Genomic DNA, 16,116 nt, shown 5'->3' with positions numbered 1-16,116 from the left:
GCCTATTAGCTACAGATTTTGTTTAAGTCTGTAGCTATCCTTACGTTATGATGGCGCTCTTTGTTTCAGGAAGCGCTAAAAATGCCTGAACGGCATACCACCCATTATTTTCAAATCGGTTTACTCCTTGCCATTATAGGCACCGGTTTATTCGCCTTAAAATCCATTTTTATCAAATTAGCTTTTGCCGAAGGGGTTGATGCCACCACCTTATTAGCTTTGCGTATGCTGATTTCTGCCCCTTTTTATTTAGGTGTCTTAATTTGGTGCCTAAAGCAACCTAATACCAAAAACCCCTCACGGCCAGATTGGATTAAAATAATAATGCTAGGTTTTATGGGGTATTACTTAGCTTCGTGGTTAGATATGCAGGGCTTAGTTTATATTACAGCGCAATTAGAGCGTTTAACGCTATATACCTATCCCATTTTCACCACCCTATTAAGCTGGCTAGTATTAAAAGAAACTATCACCAAACGAGTATGGCTAGCTTTAGTACTGACCTATACCGGGGTTTTAGTACTCTACTTACATGAAGCAAAACTAGGGGGATCAAATGTTACCTTAGGGATGTTATTAGTGGTAGGTTCTGCACTTAGCTATTCGTTTTATGTCTTATTTTCTAAGTCCTTTATTAATCAATATGGCAGCCGCATATTTACCAGTATAGCTATGTTAGCCTCATCTTTTTTTGTGGTTATTCATTTCTTTATTACACACTCGTTCACTGATTTACTGGTGAGTGCCAAAATATTTTGGTATGCCGCTCTCATCGCTGTGGTTAGTACTTTATTACCTACCTATATGATAGCCGAGGCGATTCAGCGTATTGGACCGGCTCGCACCAGTATTGTAGGAGCAGCGGGGCCTATTTTTACTATAGTGATTGCTGTGTGGTTATTAGCGGAGCCTTTTGGCTGGTTCCATTTAATTGGTATCGGGTTAGTCATGTGGGGCGTGAGTTTATTGGGAAAGAAATAAAAATAACCGCTACCTTGTAATAGATCTGTCATATTGGCCTGTTCTAATCGTAGCCCTATTGTTAGGACTCTTATAGTAGGAAGCACAATGAGCCAGTATGACGATCACGACTATTCTAGCCAATTACAACAGGCCGACTCTGAATTTACTCAATTAGTTGAGCGAGCGTTGAGTCGCCGCCAATTTCTACGTCGCGCAGGATTGGCTGGTTTAGGAGCCTTTTTTATGGCGGCTCCTTTGACACAGGCCATTGCCGAGGCAGTTAGTACGGCCTCAGCCACGCCTGATGCTGCGAAGTTAGTCCCTAGCCCTTTATTAGGCTTTAAAGGTATTCCTGCTAGTACCGCTGATACCGTAGTGCTACCAGATGGCTATAACTATCAAATACTTATCTCTTGGGGTGATCCTATTTTCCCTGATGCTCCGGCCTTTGATCCGAGTGGCAAAACGCCTGCTAGCGCTCAAGAGCGTCAAATGGGAGATAATAATGATGGTATGACTTTCTTCCCCATCGATGAAAATCGTGCCGTACTCGCTATTAATAATGAATATATTAATCCTGAAATTATGTTTGCCCATCAAGGCAAAGCCATGACTGCTGAGGATGTAAAAACATCTCAAGCCGCGCATGGGGTCAGTATTTTTGAAGTTGTCAAAAAAGACGGTCATTGGGTAGTGGATAAAACAGGTAAATTAAATCGCCGTATTACCGCCACCACACCGATGGAAATAACCGGCCCTGCTGCGGGTCACGCCTTAATGAAAACCAGTGCAGATGCTACCGGCACAAAAGCACTAGGTACTATGAATAACTGCTCTAATGGTTTTACTCCTTGGGGGACTTATTTAACCTGCGAAGAAAACTTTAATAATTATTTTGGCACAGCAAACGGCAAATTCGAGCTGAATGAGCAAATGCAACGTTATGGTGTTGAAGCGAAAGAAAAACGCTATCAATGGAGTAAGTTTGACGAGCGTTTTGATATTGCCAAAAACCCCAATGAAATGAATCGTTTTGGTTGGGTCGTTGAAATTGACCCTATGGATCCTAGCTCTACCCCTAAAAAACATACGGCACTAGGTCATATTAAACACGAAAATGCAGCTTTAGTCCTAAATGGTGATGGTCGTGTTGTAGTCTATATGGGCGATGATGAGCGCGGCGAATATATCTATAAATATGTTTCTAATGGCCAGTATAAGGCTGAAGATAAACACGCAAATAGCAAACTGTTGGATGAAGGAACGTTGTATGTTGCCAAATTCACCGCTGCCCCTAATGAACTAAAAGGTCAAGGTCAGTGGATTGAATTAACTCATGGCAAAAATGGACTAACTCCCGAAAATGGTTTTGCCGATCAAGGCGAGGTTTTAATTAAAACCCGTCAAGCAGCCACTCAAGTGGGCGGTACTACAATGGATCGTCCTGAATGGGTAGCGATTCATCCTAATCATAAAACCGTATTTTGTACCCTCACTAATAATAAAAATCGCGGTAAAAAAGACAATCAACCGCTTGATGGTGTCAATCCTCGTGCTGAAAACCCCTATGGGCAGATTGTACGCTGGGCACCGACTAATGCAGATCACACTGCCACTACCTTTGATTGGGATTTATTTGTCCTAGCCGGTAACCCTACTGTCTATAAGGAAGGTTTAATGGCAGGTAGTGCGAATATTAATCCAGAGAATATGTTTAATAGCCCTGATGGTTTAGGCTTTGATAAAGATGGGCGTTTATGGATTTTAACCGATGGCAATTACTCCAATGAAAAAGATTTTGCCGGTATGGGTAATAATCAAATGTTCGGTGCCGATCCTAATACGGGAGAAATTCGCCGCTTTTTAACTGGGCCTATTGCCTGTGAAATTACTGGATTAACGTTTTCCCCTGATTACACCACGATGTTTGTGGGCATCCAACATCCGGGCGAAGACTTATTACCTTCTCATTTTCCCGCTGGTGGTGATAGCAAACCACGCTCTTCTGTCCTTGCCATTACCCGCACTGATGGCGGCGTAATTGGCGCGTAAGGGCTAAAAAGTAATCGGGTGTTTCTGGAGCAGTCTTGGCGGCAGGGATGCCGCCTTGTAACGTACAGGGATGTATTCACAGCGGCTGCGGAAGAAATGCTCGATTACTTTATCAAACTATATTAGACCACCCGCTTCAAAATCTCTTGATGCTCGGCCGTACTCAAACGCGCCCCGTAAATCGATACCATTTTACTAGCAGATAAACTAGCTAAGCGTCCGGCTTGTTCATCGCTTAAACCATGAGTAATACCGTATAAAAACGCCCCCGCAAAAATATCGCCTGCACCATTCGTATCAATCGCTTTAGCAGGTACGGCAGCAATTTCTAAATGATGATCACCATTGACCACAACAGCACCTTTCTCTCCGCGCGTAATCACCATTTTTTTCACTAAAGGATGCAAATTTTGTACAGCGGTAATTAAATCCGGTGCTTTAGTAAAGGTCAGTAGCTCTTCTTCATTACAAAATAATAAATCTAAACCATCACCGATCATTTCCTGCAAACCGGCTTGGAAATATTTAGCCATAGACGGGTCAGAAAAAGTCATCGCGATTTTAATATTATTATCACGCGCGACTTGGCGAGCTTTCATCACTGCATTACGCGACACATCCGAGGTCACTAAATAACCTTCAATATAGAGGTATTCTGCCGATTTTAATTCATCCAAAAATAAGTCATGCTCGGATAAGTCGGAGGTAATACCCAAAAAGGTATTCATAGTGCGCTCGGCATCGTCTGTGACCATCACTAAACACTTACCGGTGACACCCTGAGCATTTAACTCATTCACCCGTGTTTTCACACCCGCTTTGGCTAAATCAGAGGCATAAAATTCGCCCGCCTCATCCTGTGCTACTTTACACGCGTAAAAGGTTTTACCCCCAAACTGGCTAATCGCCACAATGCTATTCGCACCCGATCCGCCGCCGGTACGTTTTTTTAGCCCAAAACTATGCTGTAGATTGGCGACTAACTCGTGCTGACGCGCTTCATCGATTAAAGTCATTAAACCTTTTTCAATATCATTTTTTGCTAAAAACTCATCAGTTACTTCAAACTCTTGATCGACTAATGCATTACCTAAACCATAGACGGCGTATTTCATGGGATTTCATTCCAAAATATTAGTTAATGCGGCTCTTGTACCGCAACTACTCGGTGTTTTCCAGTTTTTCACAGCCAATATCTGATAAACTACTCACCCATTGGGTTTATCAATATGGATTGGGGATGCTGTCGGTTGTTTATATTACTTTCAATGCAGAACGCTATTTAGCTCAAAGCCTTGAGCGTAGTCGTTTACTGACCGATGATTTGGTGATTATCGACTCAGGCAGTACGGATCAAACCCTCACTATTGCTTATGCTGCACAAGCCAAAATCATTCGCCAAGAATGGCTCGGATTTGCCGCTCAGAAACAGCTCGCTATTAATAGCGCTCGTTATGATTGGGTCTTATTTTTGGATGCTGATGAGATACTCAGCACGGAAGCGGTACAAGAAATTCAAAACTTATCCACGCAGTTATCCACAGGCTGTGAATATGTTGCCTTTAGTCTGCCACGGCGCAACTGGTTTCAGGGGAAATGGATTCAGCATGGTAGTTGGTGGCCGGATCGCGTCGTGCGTCTGGTAAACCGAACCCTTGGTCAGATGAAACCCGTACCGGTACACGAATGCTGGCAAACCGAAGGGCCGATACAAGCGCTAAAATCACCGCTGGAACATTACTCTTATGCGAATTTTAGTGAACTTATCCACAAGGCTGATCGTTACTCAACACTCGCTGCTAAACAGCTCTTTCAAGCGGGCAAACGAGTCAGTACTTGGAGTCCTTTATGGCATAGTATGGCTGCCTTTATCCGCCTGTTTATTTTAAAACAAGGCTTTCGCGATGGTATTGAAGGCGCTGCGATTGCTTATACCACTGCACTGGCTTCTTTTATGAAATATGCCAAATTACAAGAACTATGGCGCAATACAAACTCTTAATTGTAAAAACCTCTTCTCTCGGTGATGTGGTGCATATGCTACCTGCACTCACCGATATCCATACCCAACACCCCGATTGGCAAATTGATTGGGTGGTCGAAGAGAATTTTGCTGAAATCCCACGCTGGCATCCTGCGATTCATCAGGTTTTTCCGGTAGCCATTCGGCGCTGGCGTAAGAGCCTATTCCATAAGGATACGCGTCAAGAAATCAGTACTTTTAAGCAAGAGTTGGCTAGTACGCCGTATGATGTGATTCTGGATGCTCAGGGTTTGATCAAGAGCGCTTTGATTAGCTACTGGGCTAAGGGTAAGCGGGTAGGGTTTGATTTTGCCTATGCGCGTGAGCCTTTGGCTAGCCTTGCCTATCAACAGCGCCTCGCGATCAGTAAAAACGAGCATGCGATTAAACGCAATCGTTTATTAACAGCGGGTAGCCTTGATTATTCGATTAGTAATATGCCGCTGGATTATGGTCTACAACTCCCCGCTAGTACGCCCCCCGCTGAGCATTACTTATTAGCCTTACACGGGACTAGCCGCCCTGATAAGGAATGGCCTTTAGCGCAATGGCAGACCTTATTCCAATCCTTAGCGACTAAGGGACTAAAGGTTTATTTGCCATGGGGTAATCAACGTGAATTCGAGCGGGCTAATGCTCTAGCTCAGCAATTTGAGCATGTCAGAGTCTTACCTAAAAGCACTTTAACCGAGTTAGCGCATTATTTGGTGGGAGCGGTGGGGGTGATTGGTATGGATACGGGGCTGATGCACTTAGCGGCGGCTTTGGGTAAAAGTGGAGTAGCACTATACCCCACTACTTACCCCGAACTCACTGGCGTACTGTGTGCCAGTGAGTCTAAGAGCAAAATGAGCGTATTTGCTGGTTCTGAGGTGCAAAATACGCCGTTGATTTTACAAGCCTTACTGACTAATTTAGCTATTCCGCTTTAGCCTTTTCGCGTTGTTTGGGATCAAAGGGTATTACCGGATCTTGACGTAAGGTTTTACGCCGCCGTTCTTGTTCAGGTACTGGGAAGTCATTGGCTTGGAGATTTTTGCTGCGTCGTGAGCGCCGCCATAGCCACGCAATGAATCCAATCACCGCAAAGATAATCAGATAGGAAATCGCGGAAGGTGGCGGGATTTTGCCATCAGTACCCAATAGGGACTTAGCGCTAGTCTCTGGCGTAGCGCTAGGCGTAGTAACCTTGAGGTCTTGGGTAACCGAACTCGGCTCAGGTGCTGTCCTTACATCATTGGTAGGTTGTAGGGTGGTATTCGCCTGAGTCGTAGCATTCGCACTCGGCTCTTCCGACCATACGGCTGAATCTGCTGCCTTAGTCTCGGTGGGTTCGGCTGTAACCTCCGCCGTATTAGGCGCTACAACAGCCTTGTTTACATCTCTGCCCACACTAGGTGCAATTGTGAAACCAGACTCAGGTTCGGTTATAAGGTCGGGCGGTGTGGATGCAGCCGTTGAGGCTTCATTATTAGTCTGGGTTAAGGCCGTTGATGCATCGGTATCAGCTTGAGCGGTGGTAGCTGGGGCTTGTACTTCTGCTAGTTTTAAGGCGGGGGCACTAGGAGTATTTTGTGCTGTAGAGGAGTTAGTCGCCGTAGCAGCGGAATTTTGTGCGGTCGTTTTTGTACTTAATTGATCGGCTAAGGCTTGATTTTCTACATGCTGGCGCTTAATAGTCTCGCTCGCATTTTTTAGCGTCATATTTAGGTTACTAATATGGTTATTTTTTTCTTCTAATATCGACTCTAAGGTTGTCACTTCGGCCGTCAGTTTTTGAACTTGGCGTGCAATTTCAATCTCTCTTTGGGTCGGCTGTGAGCCGGATACAGGATTTGATGCCGCTACGGTAGCCATAGCTGTTTGGGTAGTTGCACTAGTGGTTTGTTTGGCTACCGCTAGTTGTTGGCGCAAGCGTGAGGTTTGGGTTTTAGCACTGGCTAATTCGCGGTTTAGAGTACTGACTTGTTGCTTTAATTGCTTAATTTCAGCCTCTTGTTGGCGGCGTACCGTGTTATTAACCACAACGACAGGTTTTTCAACTACTTTCACTATAGTGCGTACACGGGGTTTAGCCACTTCAGATGAGCGGCTAGAGGTCGTTCTAGCCACAGGTACGCTGCGTGTATTGCTATTGCTGTCATTTTGCCAAGCTAAATTATGCTGCCGAGTAGTACGCACCGCTTGCACATAAGAAGTTGCCCGCATTTCAGCTAAAGTTGGTGTTTGCAATATGGCATTATGCTTTAGGGAATTAATATTAGCGCTTTCAAACGACTGCGGATTCTTACGATAAAGAGCGAGTGCTACTTGTTGTACACTAATGCTCTGAGCCGGTCGCAGACGGGTGGCAATACTCCATAACGTTTCTTGGTCATGGATTGGTCCATAGGTCGTGGCTGCTGTCACAGGTAGCGCCGTTAGCGCCAGGCTAGTTAAAAGAGCTACAGTGGTTAGAGTTCGGTTCATATAGGCCATGTCAAAGATTAATCAAGATAGGATAATCTACCTTATATAGCGCATAAAACCTATCACCACCTAAGCTCTTTGTAGCAATCTAACTAAGAATTTCTTCATAAACCTTCTCTATAGGTAAGAACACAGGTAGCCATATTTTGAGCAGGTGAGGGTATGTTATGCTGATACTGCATAATCAACTCCTCTTAACTGTTAGATTGATAGTGTGATCCAAGAAGGGGGAGCCATATTCGCAGGCAATTTATAACTATTAAGGAACTAAAACTATGTTAAATCCTGAGCGTATTGTTTATGTTAATGGGCATTTTTTACCAGAAAGTCAGGCTACTATTTCCATTTTTGATCGTGGCTTGTTATTCGCCGATAGTGTGTATGAGGTCAATGCGGTTTTGCAGGGTAAGCTGCTAGAAACAGCCGCGCATGGTCAGCGCCTAGAACGTTCTTTACGTGAATTGGGTATGGCAATGCCTATGACACATACGGCACTATTAGAGTTACAGCGTGAAATTGTACAGCGTAATCAATTGGATCAAGGCATGGTCTATACCCAAATTACGCGCGGGGTAACACCACAGCGAGATTTTGCCGTACCACAAGGCCTAGCCCCTAGTGTGATTCTGTTTAGCATGGCAAAGGAGCTGATTAATAATCCTGTAGCAACGCGCGGGCTGAAAGTCCTTTTAGTACCTGATATTCGTTGGCAGCGTCGTGATATTAAAACTACCGCCTTACTCGCGCAGTCTTTGGCAAAACAACAAGCGCTGGATGCGGGCATGGATGAAGCATGGATGGTGGAGAAGGGTTTTATTACCGAGGGGACGTCTAATAATGCCTTTATTGTCAAAGAAAATAAGCTAATTACTCGTCAGCTTAGTAATGAAATTTTGCATGGCATTACCCGCGCGAGCCTATTACAGATTGCTCATGAGCTGAATTTAGTGGTTGAGGAGCGTCCTTTTACACCAGAGGAGGCCTATCAAGCACAAGAGGCTTTTATTAGTAGTGCCGCTACCTTTGCCTTGCCTGTGATTGCAATCGATGGGCATAACATAGGCACGGGTAAACCCGGTATGATCACCCAACGTTTAAGAGCGATTTATATTGAGAAGGCTCTAGAAACAGCGCTTTAGGAGAGTCATCAAGCATGGTTGAGGTTGCACAGTTACGGCATTGGTTTTATCAAGCACTTGAGCAACCTCGTGCTGGCTGGACTAGTGGGCTGCTCAATAGTTTTTTAGGGTTTATGATTTTGTTAACCGTTATTGCGGTTATTTTAGAGTCAGAAGCAGACTTTTATGCCCATTATCAGCGTTATTTCATTCTATTTGAAATTATCTCAGTTGGTTTATTTACCTTAGAGTATCTGATACGAGTGTGGGTGAGTGTCGAAGATTCACGCTATAGCGGCTCTGCATGGCGTAAACGCTTGCATTATATATTAAGTCCTATGGCTCTGATTGATCTAGTGGCGATTTTACCGGCCTATATAGGTTTATTTGTGGGTGTGGTTGACTTAAGAATGTTGCGGAGTATTCGTCTGCTGCGGATTCTGAAGCTCACCCGTTATTCACGCGCGATGAACTTATTGGCGACCCTGATTCGCCAAGAGGCTGAAACCATGTTGTCAGCCTTATTGGTGCTAGTGGTGCTGATTCTGATCTCGGCAACGGGCATGTATATGTTAGAGGGTGATACTCAACCTCAAGAATTTGGCAGTATTCCGCGTGCCTTATGGTGGTCAGTCGTTACACTCACGACTATTGGGTATGGTGATGCTGTACCTATGACCAATATGGGTAAGGTATTTGCAGGGTTGCTGGTTATCGGCGGTATAGCCGTTGCCTCCTTGCCCGCTGCCATTTTGAGTTCTGGCTTGATTAATGAACTCAATCGGCGGCGGGAAGCCTTCCGTCTAGCTGTCTATAGTGCTTATAATTTGGGGCATTTAAGTGCGTCGGCTTTAGCCCATTTAGAACAACAGCGTCATGAGTTAGGGGTTAGCCATGCCGATGCTCGAAGTGTAATGCGCGAAATTCAACAAGAAATGCGCCTAGCCACGTTGCACGAATGCCCCCATTGTCATAAAAGTCTACGGGTACAACATCATGCCGGACAGGCTCAAGTCCATGCTTATGAGCACGAACCTTAACCCTTAAAGGCTTCGGGTGAGTTTAGGTAGTCTAGTTCTGCGGGGGTGTTTGTTCTACCTAAAATAGCGTTGCGATGTGGAAACCGTCCAAAGCGTTCTACAATCGCTTGATGATGTTTAGCAAAGTGTAGATTGCCATCTAAACCCGTGCGAGCAAAGCATTGTACTGACAGCGCTTGATCGGCAAGGTGCTCACTGTGCATCAAAGGCATATAGAGAAAGATGCGCTGTTCAGCGGTGAGTTGCTCATCAAACTGTTGTGCTAGTGCATGTTTAGTGACTTGCACCGCCTGCTGTTCAGTAGCAAAGCTTTTCGCTTGTCCACGAAACATATTCAATGGAAATTGATCCAGAATAATACATAAGGCTAAGCAGCCCTCTGGCGTATCGCGCCAACTATCTAATTGCCCAGCGGCGGCTTGTTGCCAAACCTCCTCATAGTGAGCGCGAATTAAGGCATCTATCTCTGGTGTGGAGTTAAACCAGTGCTCAGAAAGCGGCGGTGTGTACCAAAAATGAATAATAGTCTGAGGTGTTGTTGTCATTGTCATAAAGCGTTTCACAGTAGTGCTAATAGAGCGACTACTGTGAACTAAGCGCTTATACGCTGCAATTTAAATTTTTAGCCTGTGAGCGGAAATTAGCCGCCGCTTGGAAGGACTGGCGTGACTGAGTCGTTTGACCATTTTTAGCAAATACGACCCCTTGGCTCTCTGCTTTGCTGGCTTTGTCAATTAATGCGCCACAGCTATCAATACTACTAATAGTGGTCTCGGCTCTACGGGCTGGACGTGTAGCGATAGGAGCAGTACGAGGACTTAGTTGAGCACGTGGACGAGCAGGGGGCGCAATACGAGGTACTGGAGCTGCAGGTATTGGATTAGCATCTAATACGGCAGGGAGAGTAAGACGGTTAGAGCGGGCAGGTATTACGGTATTACTTGTGAGAATTGAGGGGCGAGTGGCTAGATTAATAACGGGGCGGGTGGGTGTTGTTGGTGCAACACTAGTGAGCACGGAGGGACGTGTAGTTGGGTTCACAGTTGGGTTCGCAACTACGCGAGTCGGTGTGGCTGTAGGCGCGTTAGTCAGCACCGAAGGCAAAGGAGCAAGGGGGCGGGCAGGAGCTGCTACGACATCACGGCGTACATTTTCAATTAAAGTACCCTGATTATCAGAGCCTTCTACCACAATACGTACTGGAGTGGCACCCGCAGGTGTTGCATCAGAGCCATAACAATAAAAAGAGGAGGTACAGTTATCTGCTTCAGCCGCATAGGCAATAGATCCAGTTGCAGATACTAATAAGCCAGCTAGTAACAGTGTAGATAAAGAGGAATTGAGCATAGTTATGACTCCTAACAGCAAAGATAATGGGGATAAGTCTGTGATCTTATAGTCTTAAGATGAGGGAAGAAAGTTCCTTAAGCATTTAAATCCTCACCACCTCGGATAGGTAGAGTGATATTTTGAGCCTATCTAACTCTATGAGAACTAGGGAATAAAACAAAAAAGGTAGCACTGTGGCTACCTTTTGCTATCTAACACTCAAGCGGATTTGCGCTTAAGTATGTTACTCATCATAGCGCTTGAATAATAACCATAATAAGAATAGCGCGAGGATGATAAAGACGGGTAAGGTGAGTATGGCTACCTCAATACCAAATAGTGTATTGAGTCCATCGGTACAAGAGGCGGTACTACGATAGATGATTTCGGTCCACTCGCCTTGAGGTAAATACTCTACTATTTTATCCAGAGCGACCTCTAGACCAGGCCCACAGGAGGCACCTGAGTCTTTCGGTTGGCTGACTAACCATGTTTGATAAATAGAGACCCCTACACTAGCTAGCCCACCTAGTGCTAATAATAGGCTCCAAAACCGTGGCAACCAACCTTCACGCGTAGTGAAGATAGTGGCTAATAGTGCGAGTGCTGCAATAACACTCAATATCATGCGCTGCAATACACACAACGGACAAGGTGCTAGATTCAGCACTAACTGCAGGAAAAGAGCCGCACCTAACATAAGTAGGCAAAAGACAAACACAGCAAAAAAATAAATACGCATTGGATTAATTTCCTCAAAGAGCATAGAGAGTAGTATAGCCCTCACTACTTTGTGCTCAGTATGATAAGTTTTCTATAACCAAGTTATTTTAACTTTTGTAGCGCATTATTTAAATTGACCAAGCCGTATCCGTAGTCATTATCTCGTCCATTTTGGCCTAAATCGATAGCCGATTTAGTTAATATATCAGGGGTAAAATCCTTTTTAAGGAGACCTTCACGTTTCATAGAGAGCAGTAAGGCAATCAGGCCTGATACGTGAGCCGTAGCAATCGAAGTACCTGTGGCAAGCTTATAGGAGCTTTGGGGAGCTGTGGTGAAAATTCCAACCCCTGGAGCAGCTAAATCAATGTAGCTACCACGATTGGCGCGGGAAAAGATTTGCTCCTTATTATCAATCGCAGTAACAGCGATCACACCTGGCAAAGCAGCAGGGTAAACAGGTTTGGCCTCAGGGCCATTATTACCTGCTGAGGCTACTACAATGATTTTATTGCGTAGTGCTTGCTCAACCATCGTGTCTACTAGCTCATCTCGCTCACCCGCAAAGCTCAAATTCAGAATGTCTACTTTTTCTCTAATACAATCTTCAATGGCCTTAGCTATATCGGCTGCAGTACCTTTATTATCAGATTTACCAAAGGCAGGGGCGACATATAAGGAAGCCTCTGGTGCAATCCCAACTTTGGGATTATTACTGATAATAGTTCCGGCAATTTCAGTACCATGCTGAGAGGCTCTAGGGTCATTTTTCATGGAGTCTGGCCAAGTAATATCTTTACCCCGCAGCGACTCATGGAAAATATCGACGGATGTGTCGACCATACCAATTTTGACCCCTTTGCCTTTGGTAAAAGGGTAAGCCGCTTCAACACCAGTTAGTGAAAAAGGATAACCGGTGCTTGTGACTAAAGGAGTAGGAATCGACCCTGTATAATAATAATTATTAGTTTGAGCTTTTATACTCTTTTGTGCGTAATTAATAGCCTTTTTCAATTCTAAGGGGTCTTGTCCCCCTGTGTTGGCAGTGATCAGGTTTAACCCAGCAGAAGCTAATAAAGCGCGGTTTTTGGGGCGTAGTTTATAGGTTTTTAATAGATGCTCTGCCGCTCGCCCATCAACTCGCCGGTCATAAACGAGTAATACCTCGTCTTTGACATAATGAGTAGGACGAATGGGGTGGTAAGCATAGTTACCCACGCACCAAGCGGAACTAATATGACAGGCAGGATTAGTCTGCACCGTTTTAACGGCAGCATAACGAGTGCCATCCGTACTAGCACAAGCGGATAGTAGGACTAGGCAGCAGATCAAACCTGTTTGAATATACTTCATAATGGCTGTTTATCACACACTTCTTCTGGGGTTGTTCTAGCTAATATACTAATAACCTTAGCAGAGTTATGTTGAGTTTGCGTGAGATAATTGGCTATTTGCTCATAGTCAGTTAGATTGGTTTGAAATCTAAGGACAAACATATTCGGAACATTAGCAGGTGAATCATGTAATAGACTCATCTTGTTCTTTTCTAGGAAGCGTGTCACTTCTCCTACTGTTGCTGACTCATTAAATTGGGCAAAGGCGAGCTGTTCATTCGGAGCGAGCTTAATAGAGACATTTTCCATCTCGCAAAAGCTAGCTGGCACATATATACCCTCGCCTGGTTTTGGTGATGCCGTATAACTTACATAGGCAAGTCCCACCCCTACCTGACAAATCAATAACCCAGCCAATACTGCATTCGCAGGTGTTAACCACTCGGCATCCAATAAATCTTGCAGCCATGCTTTCCAACGGCTTGGTTGGCTAGCTTTAGGTTTTGCAGGAGCAGCAACAGGGCGAGCTAGATGAACATTAGCAGCATTAGATAATGACTCCTTTTGCTCTTCCTCGCGCTCAATCAGTCGTAGTAAGTTATCAAGGCGTTGTGGAGTAGTATCCAAAGCGGATAACTCCAATAACTGTGCGTCCTGACAAACTAACTTTTTAATTTGTTCCTCGTGACGTAATTCGTCTTGTAAATTAGGGTATTGACCTAATGCGTTCTCAACCAGTTCTTGTTCTGCTGTTGATAACTGACCTGTCAAATACCATGGTAACAAGAGGCGTGCCTCTTCAAGCAAGGCTTCATTGTTTCGACTCATAGCTCATCAATCGCTCTTTAGATTAAAAGTCAAACTCGACAATCCCCGCTTTTTCAAGCAATTGTGCCAAGCGTTTACGGGCATAAAACATACGAGTTTTGACTGTGTTTTCAGAAATCCCCAGTAACAAGGCTACTTCTTTGACAGATTTATCTTCAAAATAAGTTAAACGCAGCACCTCACGGTGTTCAGTAGTCAGTTGTGACATTAAACGGACTAGCTGTTGCTTCATATCCGACATCTCTAGCTCATCCTCGAGAGAGTCAGCCGGATCAATCATCGCCAAAAGTGATTCATCATCCCCTAATGTCACTTCAGACGTTTTCCGCAACCACGAAATTAACTTATTACGAGTAATCGAATAAATCCATGTAGAGGGCTTCGATTTCCCTTCAAACCTGCCAGCAGAGCGCCATACATCAAACATGGCCTCATCCACAATATCAGCAGCTTGTGCTAGATCATCATTTAATAACCGTGCGCAATAACTCACCAGGCGGGGTTGATACTTAAGGTATAATTTACTAAAAGCATCTCGGTCACCTAGGGCAACCTGTGCTAATAGTATGTCGTCATCTGCCGGTTTAGTTACCTCAGTAACGTCCACCCCATATTTTGAGAAACCAGTCATAGGATATGTCGCCTCAAACTATCGATAGGTTTGAATATTTTGATACCATTTATAAACATTTTTATAAAATGTCTAGGTAGCTTTACTGTGAACCACAATGGATCATTCCCTTCTCTTTCGTGGCACATATTAAACAAATATAGCGTTAATACAGCACTTACCTACCCCAGCACGCTGACTTTACTGATAGATGCAAAATTTTTTGGAAAATTTCTAATCTGTTTGAACCAAGTTAAAAATGGCTACGACCTACAGTCATCGAATGGGGTTAACCAAACTAGTTTAGTTAATGAATTCTAGTTTAGTGGCTCAATTCGATAGGCGGCCTTCGTCGCCAACTTTAAACTGACACTACACACTCAAACTAGTTATTAAGAAAATTATAATACTCCCTCGCAAGTCTAACGGGTCTGCATCAAGGTGCAACCCGTTTTTTTTGGTCTATATCATCTTAATAACTTAGCCTCTATTATTACCAGCAAACTAGTCCGATACAACCAATTATCGTATGGTATAGCACAATCCTAGTGTTTAAGTCCTTTTTTGGAAGATTGCTATGTATGAAATTGGTATTACGCTCACCCAGTATATTATTGAAGAACAACGCAAGACAGATCAAGCGAGTGGCGAGTTTACCGCCTTATTAAATGATATCGCCGTTGCCTGTAAAAAGATTTCTAGCCTGACCCGCAAAGGTAATTTAGTGGGTATTTTAGGCTCTGCTGGCTCTGCCAATGTCCAAGGCGAAGAGCAAAAAAAGATGGACGTGATTACAAACAACGTCTTTATTGAAGCACTACAAAACAATGGTCATGTGGCAGCGCTCGCTTCTGAGGAGATGGATGAGGTTTATCATCTACCCGACAATAAAATTCGCGGGAGTTACTTAGTTACCTTTGACCCCCTAGATGGCTCTTCTAATATGGATGTGAATGTGTCTATTGGCACGATTTTCTCCATCTTAAGAGCACCTGAAGGGGTAAAGAATCCAGCGGCGGAGGATTTTTGTAAAGCGGGTGTGAAGCAAATTGCGGCGGGATACTGCATCTATGGCCCGTCCACCATATTAGTGTTGACGACCGGGTATGGCGTGACCATGTTTACCCTAGATCGTGAATCTGGCTCTTTTATTCTCACGCAAGAAAATGTGCAGATCCCCGTTGATACTTGCGAGTTTGCTATTAATATGTCTAACCAACGCTTTTGGGAGGCTCCCATACAGCGCTATATTGACGAATGCATAGCGGGTAAAGAAGGCGTGCGCGGTGTGGATTTTAATATGCGTTGGGTGGGGTCAATGGTGGCGGATGTACATAGAATTCTGACACGCGGAGGAATTTTTATGTATCCCATCGATGCGAGAATGAAGAAAGCAGGTACAGAGGGCAAACTACGTCTACTCTATGAGGCTAATCCCATGAGTATGATTGTAGAGCAAGCCGGTGGCCTTGCAGTAACAGGGTATGAGCGCATTCTAGATATTATCCCTAAGTCACTACATCAACGGGTGCCGGTGATTCTAGGCTCGAAAAATGAAGTAGAGCGGGTTAATAGTTATCACAAGAGCTAAGTATTGATGGGTTCAGCTAGAGTGGTGGCATTATTT

15 protein-coding genes are annotated in these 16,116 nt (G+C 44.3%); 7 read left to right on the top strand and 8 right to left on the bottom strand.

Translation table 11 applies throughout. From position 1 onward, the window contains the following. Positions 1 to 81 precede the first annotated feature (81 nt). A complete protein-coding gene (locus A3IK_RS0106145) occupies positions 82 to 981 on the top strand; it encodes a DMT family transporter (protein ID WP_020559103.1) in 900 nt (299 codons plus the stop codon). A gap of 87 nt (positions 982 to 1,068) precedes the next feature. Continuing rightward, a complete protein-coding gene (locus tag A3IK_RS0106140) occupies positions 1,069 to 3,015 on the top strand; it encodes a PhoX family protein (protein ID WP_020559102.1) in 1,947 nt (648 codons plus the stop codon). 122 nt (positions 3,016 to 3,137) lie between these two features. On the opposite strand, the gene A3IK_RS0106135 is transcribed toward A3IK_RS0106140, so the two are convergent. Next, positions 3,138 to 4,130, bottom strand: coding sequence for an adenosine kinase (locus A3IK_RS0106135; RefSeq protein WP_020559101.1), 993 nt, complete (start codon positions 4,128 to 4,130; stop codon positions 3,138 to 3,140). Positions 4,131 to 4,255: 125 nt separating this feature from the next. On the opposite strand from A3IK_RS0106135, the gene A3IK_RS0106130 reads away from it, so the two are divergent. Continuing rightward, positions 4,256 to 5,017 (top strand): glycosyltransferase family 2 protein, encoded by a 762-nt coding sequence (locus A3IK_RS0106130; protein WP_020559100.1) that lies wholly within the window; start codon positions 4,256 to 4,258, stop codon positions 5,015 to 5,017. Beyond that, on the top strand, positions 4,996 to 5,970 hold the full coding sequence (waaC, locus tag A3IK_RS0106125; protein WP_020559099.1) for a lipopolysaccharide heptosyltransferase I: 975 nt from the start codon (positions 4,996 to 4,998) through the stop codon (positions 5,968 to 5,970). The genes A3IK_RS0106130 and waaC overlap by 22 nt, the downstream gene beginning before the upstream one ends. On the opposite strand, the gene A3IK_RS0106120 is transcribed toward waaC, so the two are convergent. Beyond that, positions 5,957 to 7,447 carry a FimV/HubP family polar landmark protein gene (locus A3IK_RS0106120; protein WP_162596620.1) on the bottom strand — a complete coding sequence of 497 codons (1,491 nt, stop codon included), beginning with the start codon at positions 7,445 to 7,447 and terminating at the stop codon, positions 5,957 to 5,959. The genes waaC and A3IK_RS0106120 overlap by 14 nt on opposite strands. A 335-nt stretch (positions 7,448 to 7,782) precedes the next feature. On the opposite strand from A3IK_RS0106120, the gene A3IK_RS0106115 reads away from it, so the two are divergent. After that, positions 7,783 to 8,646: a D-amino-acid transaminase gene (locus A3IK_RS0106115; RefSeq protein ID WP_020559097.1), complete on the top strand. Its 864-nt coding sequence runs from the start codon at positions 7,783 to 7,785 to the stop codon at positions 8,644 to 8,646. A 14-nt stretch (positions 8,647 to 8,660) separates the two neighbouring features. Then, positions 8,661 to 9,665: an ion transporter gene (locus A3IK_RS0106110; protein WP_020559096.1), complete on the top strand. Its 1,005-nt coding sequence runs from the start codon at positions 8,661 to 8,663 to the stop codon at positions 9,663 to 9,665. Here the strand turns inward: A3IK_RS0106110 and A3IK_RS0106105 are convergent. The 6 genes from A3IK_RS0106105 to A3IK_RS0106080 all read right to left on the bottom strand — a co-directional run bounded on the left by A3IK_RS0106105 (position 9,662) and on the right by A3IK_RS0106080 (position 14,510). Further along, positions 9,662 to 10,216, bottom strand: coding sequence for a DUF924 family protein (locus A3IK_RS0106105; RefSeq protein WP_110690333.1), 555 nt, complete (start codon positions 10,214 to 10,216; stop codon positions 9,662 to 9,664). The two genes, A3IK_RS0106110 and A3IK_RS0106105, sit on opposite strands and share 4 nt — an antisense overlap. 49 nt (positions 10,217 to 10,265) lie before the next feature. After that, positions 10,266 to 11,012: a hypothetical protein gene (locus tag A3IK_RS0106100; RefSeq protein ID WP_020559094.1), complete on the bottom strand. Its 747-nt coding sequence runs from the start codon at positions 11,010 to 11,012 to the stop codon at positions 10,266 to 10,268. A 226-nt stretch (positions 11,013 to 11,238) separates the two neighbouring features. Continuing rightward, positions 11,239 to 11,736 (bottom strand): disulfide bond formation protein B, encoded by a 498-nt coding sequence (locus tag A3IK_RS0106095; protein WP_020559093.1) that lies wholly within the window; start codon positions 11,734 to 11,736, stop codon positions 11,239 to 11,241. 83 nt (positions 11,737 to 11,819) lie between these two features. Continuing rightward, the gene (locus A3IK_RS0106090; protein WP_020559092.1) at positions 11,820 to 13,070 is read right to left on the bottom strand and encodes a S8 family serine peptidase; all 1,251 of its coding nucleotides are present in this window, start codon (positions 13,068 to 13,070) and stop codon (positions 11,820 to 11,822) included. Beyond that, positions 13,067 to 13,879 carry a hypothetical protein gene (locus A3IK_RS0106085; protein ID WP_020559091.1) on the bottom strand — a complete coding sequence of 271 codons (813 nt, stop codon included), beginning with the start codon at positions 13,877 to 13,879 and terminating at the stop codon, positions 13,067 to 13,069. Before A3IK_RS0106085 ends, A3IK_RS0106090 begins: the two co-directional genes overlap by 4 nt. 22 nt (positions 13,880 to 13,901) lie before the next feature. Beyond that, positions 13,902 to 14,510 (bottom strand): sigma-70 family RNA polymerase sigma factor, encoded by a 609-nt coding sequence (locus A3IK_RS0106080; protein ID WP_020559090.1) that lies wholly within the window; start codon positions 14,508 to 14,510, stop codon positions 13,902 to 13,904. Positions 14,511 to 15,066: 556 nt separating this feature from the next. Between A3IK_RS0106080 and A3IK_RS0106075 the strand changes: the two genes are divergently transcribed. Continuing rightward, complete coding sequence (locus tag A3IK_RS0106075; protein ID WP_020559089.1) at positions 15,067 to 16,080, top strand: class 1 fructose-bisphosphatase; 1,014 nt, start codon at positions 15,067 to 15,069, stop codon at positions 16,078 to 16,080. Positions 16,081 to 16,116: the final 36 nt, after the last annotated feature.

Source organism: Thiofilum flexile DSM 14609, assembly GCF_000380185.1.
GTDB classification, from domain to species: domain Bacteria; phylum Pseudomonadota; class Gammaproteobacteria; order Thiotrichales; family Thiotrichaceae; genus Thiofilum; species Thiofilum flexile.
This window is presented reverse-complemented; position numbering and strand designations above follow the sequence as displayed.

Excerpts from the sequence above, each read along its gene's own strand:
- A3IK_RS0106145 (WP_020559103.1), top strand. The coding sequence starts at position 82 with ATGCCTGAACGGCATACCACCCATTATTTTCAAATCGGTTTACTCCTT.
- A3IK_RS0106140 (WP_020559102.1), top strand. The coding sequence starts at position 1,069 with ATGAGCCAGTATGACGATCACGACTATTCTAGCCAATTACAACAGGCC.
- A3IK_RS0106135 (WP_020559101.1), bottom strand. The coding sequence starts at position 4,130 with ATGAAATACGCCGTCTATGGTTTAGGTAATGCATTAGTCGATCAAGAG.
- A3IK_RS0106130 (WP_020559100.1), top strand. The coding sequence starts at position 4,256 with ATGCTGTCGGTTGTTTATATTACTTTCAATGCAGAACGCTATTTAGCT.
- waaC (WP_020559099.1), top strand. The coding sequence starts at position 4,996 with ATGGCGCAATACAAACTCTTAATTGTAAAAACCTCTTCTCTCGGTGAT.
- A3IK_RS0106115 (WP_020559097.1), top strand. The coding sequence starts at position 7,783 with ATGTTAAATCCTGAGCGTATTGTTTATGTTAATGGGCATTTTTTACCA.
- A3IK_RS0106110 (WP_020559096.1), top strand. The coding sequence starts at position 8,661 with ATGGTTGAGGTTGCACAGTTACGGCATTGGTTTTATCAAGCACTTGAG.
- A3IK_RS0106105 (WP_110690333.1), bottom strand. The coding sequence starts at position 10,216 with ATGACAATGACAACAACACCTCAGACTATTATTCATTTTTGGTACACA.
- A3IK_RS0106100 (WP_020559094.1), bottom strand. The coding sequence starts at position 11,012 with ATGCTCAATTCCTCTTTATCTACACTGTTACTAGCTGGCTTATTAGTA.
- A3IK_RS0106095 (WP_020559093.1), bottom strand. The coding sequence starts at position 11,736 with ATGCGTATTTATTTTTTTGCTGTGTTTGTCTTTTGCCTACTTATGTTA.
- A3IK_RS0106090 (WP_020559092.1), bottom strand. The coding sequence starts at position 13,070 with ATGAAGTATATTCAAACAGGTTTGATCTGCTGCCTAGTCCTACTATCC.
- A3IK_RS0106085 (WP_020559091.1), bottom strand. The coding sequence starts at position 13,879 with ATGAGTCGAAACAATGAAGCCTTGCTTGAAGAGGCACGCCTCTTGTTA.
- A3IK_RS0106080 (WP_020559090.1), bottom strand. The coding sequence starts at position 14,510 with ATGACTGGTTTCTCAAAATATGGGGTGGACGTTACTGAGGTAACTAAA.
- A3IK_RS0106075 (WP_020559089.1), top strand. The coding sequence starts at position 15,067 with ATGTATGAAATTGGTATTACGCTCACCCAGTATATTATTGAAGAACAA.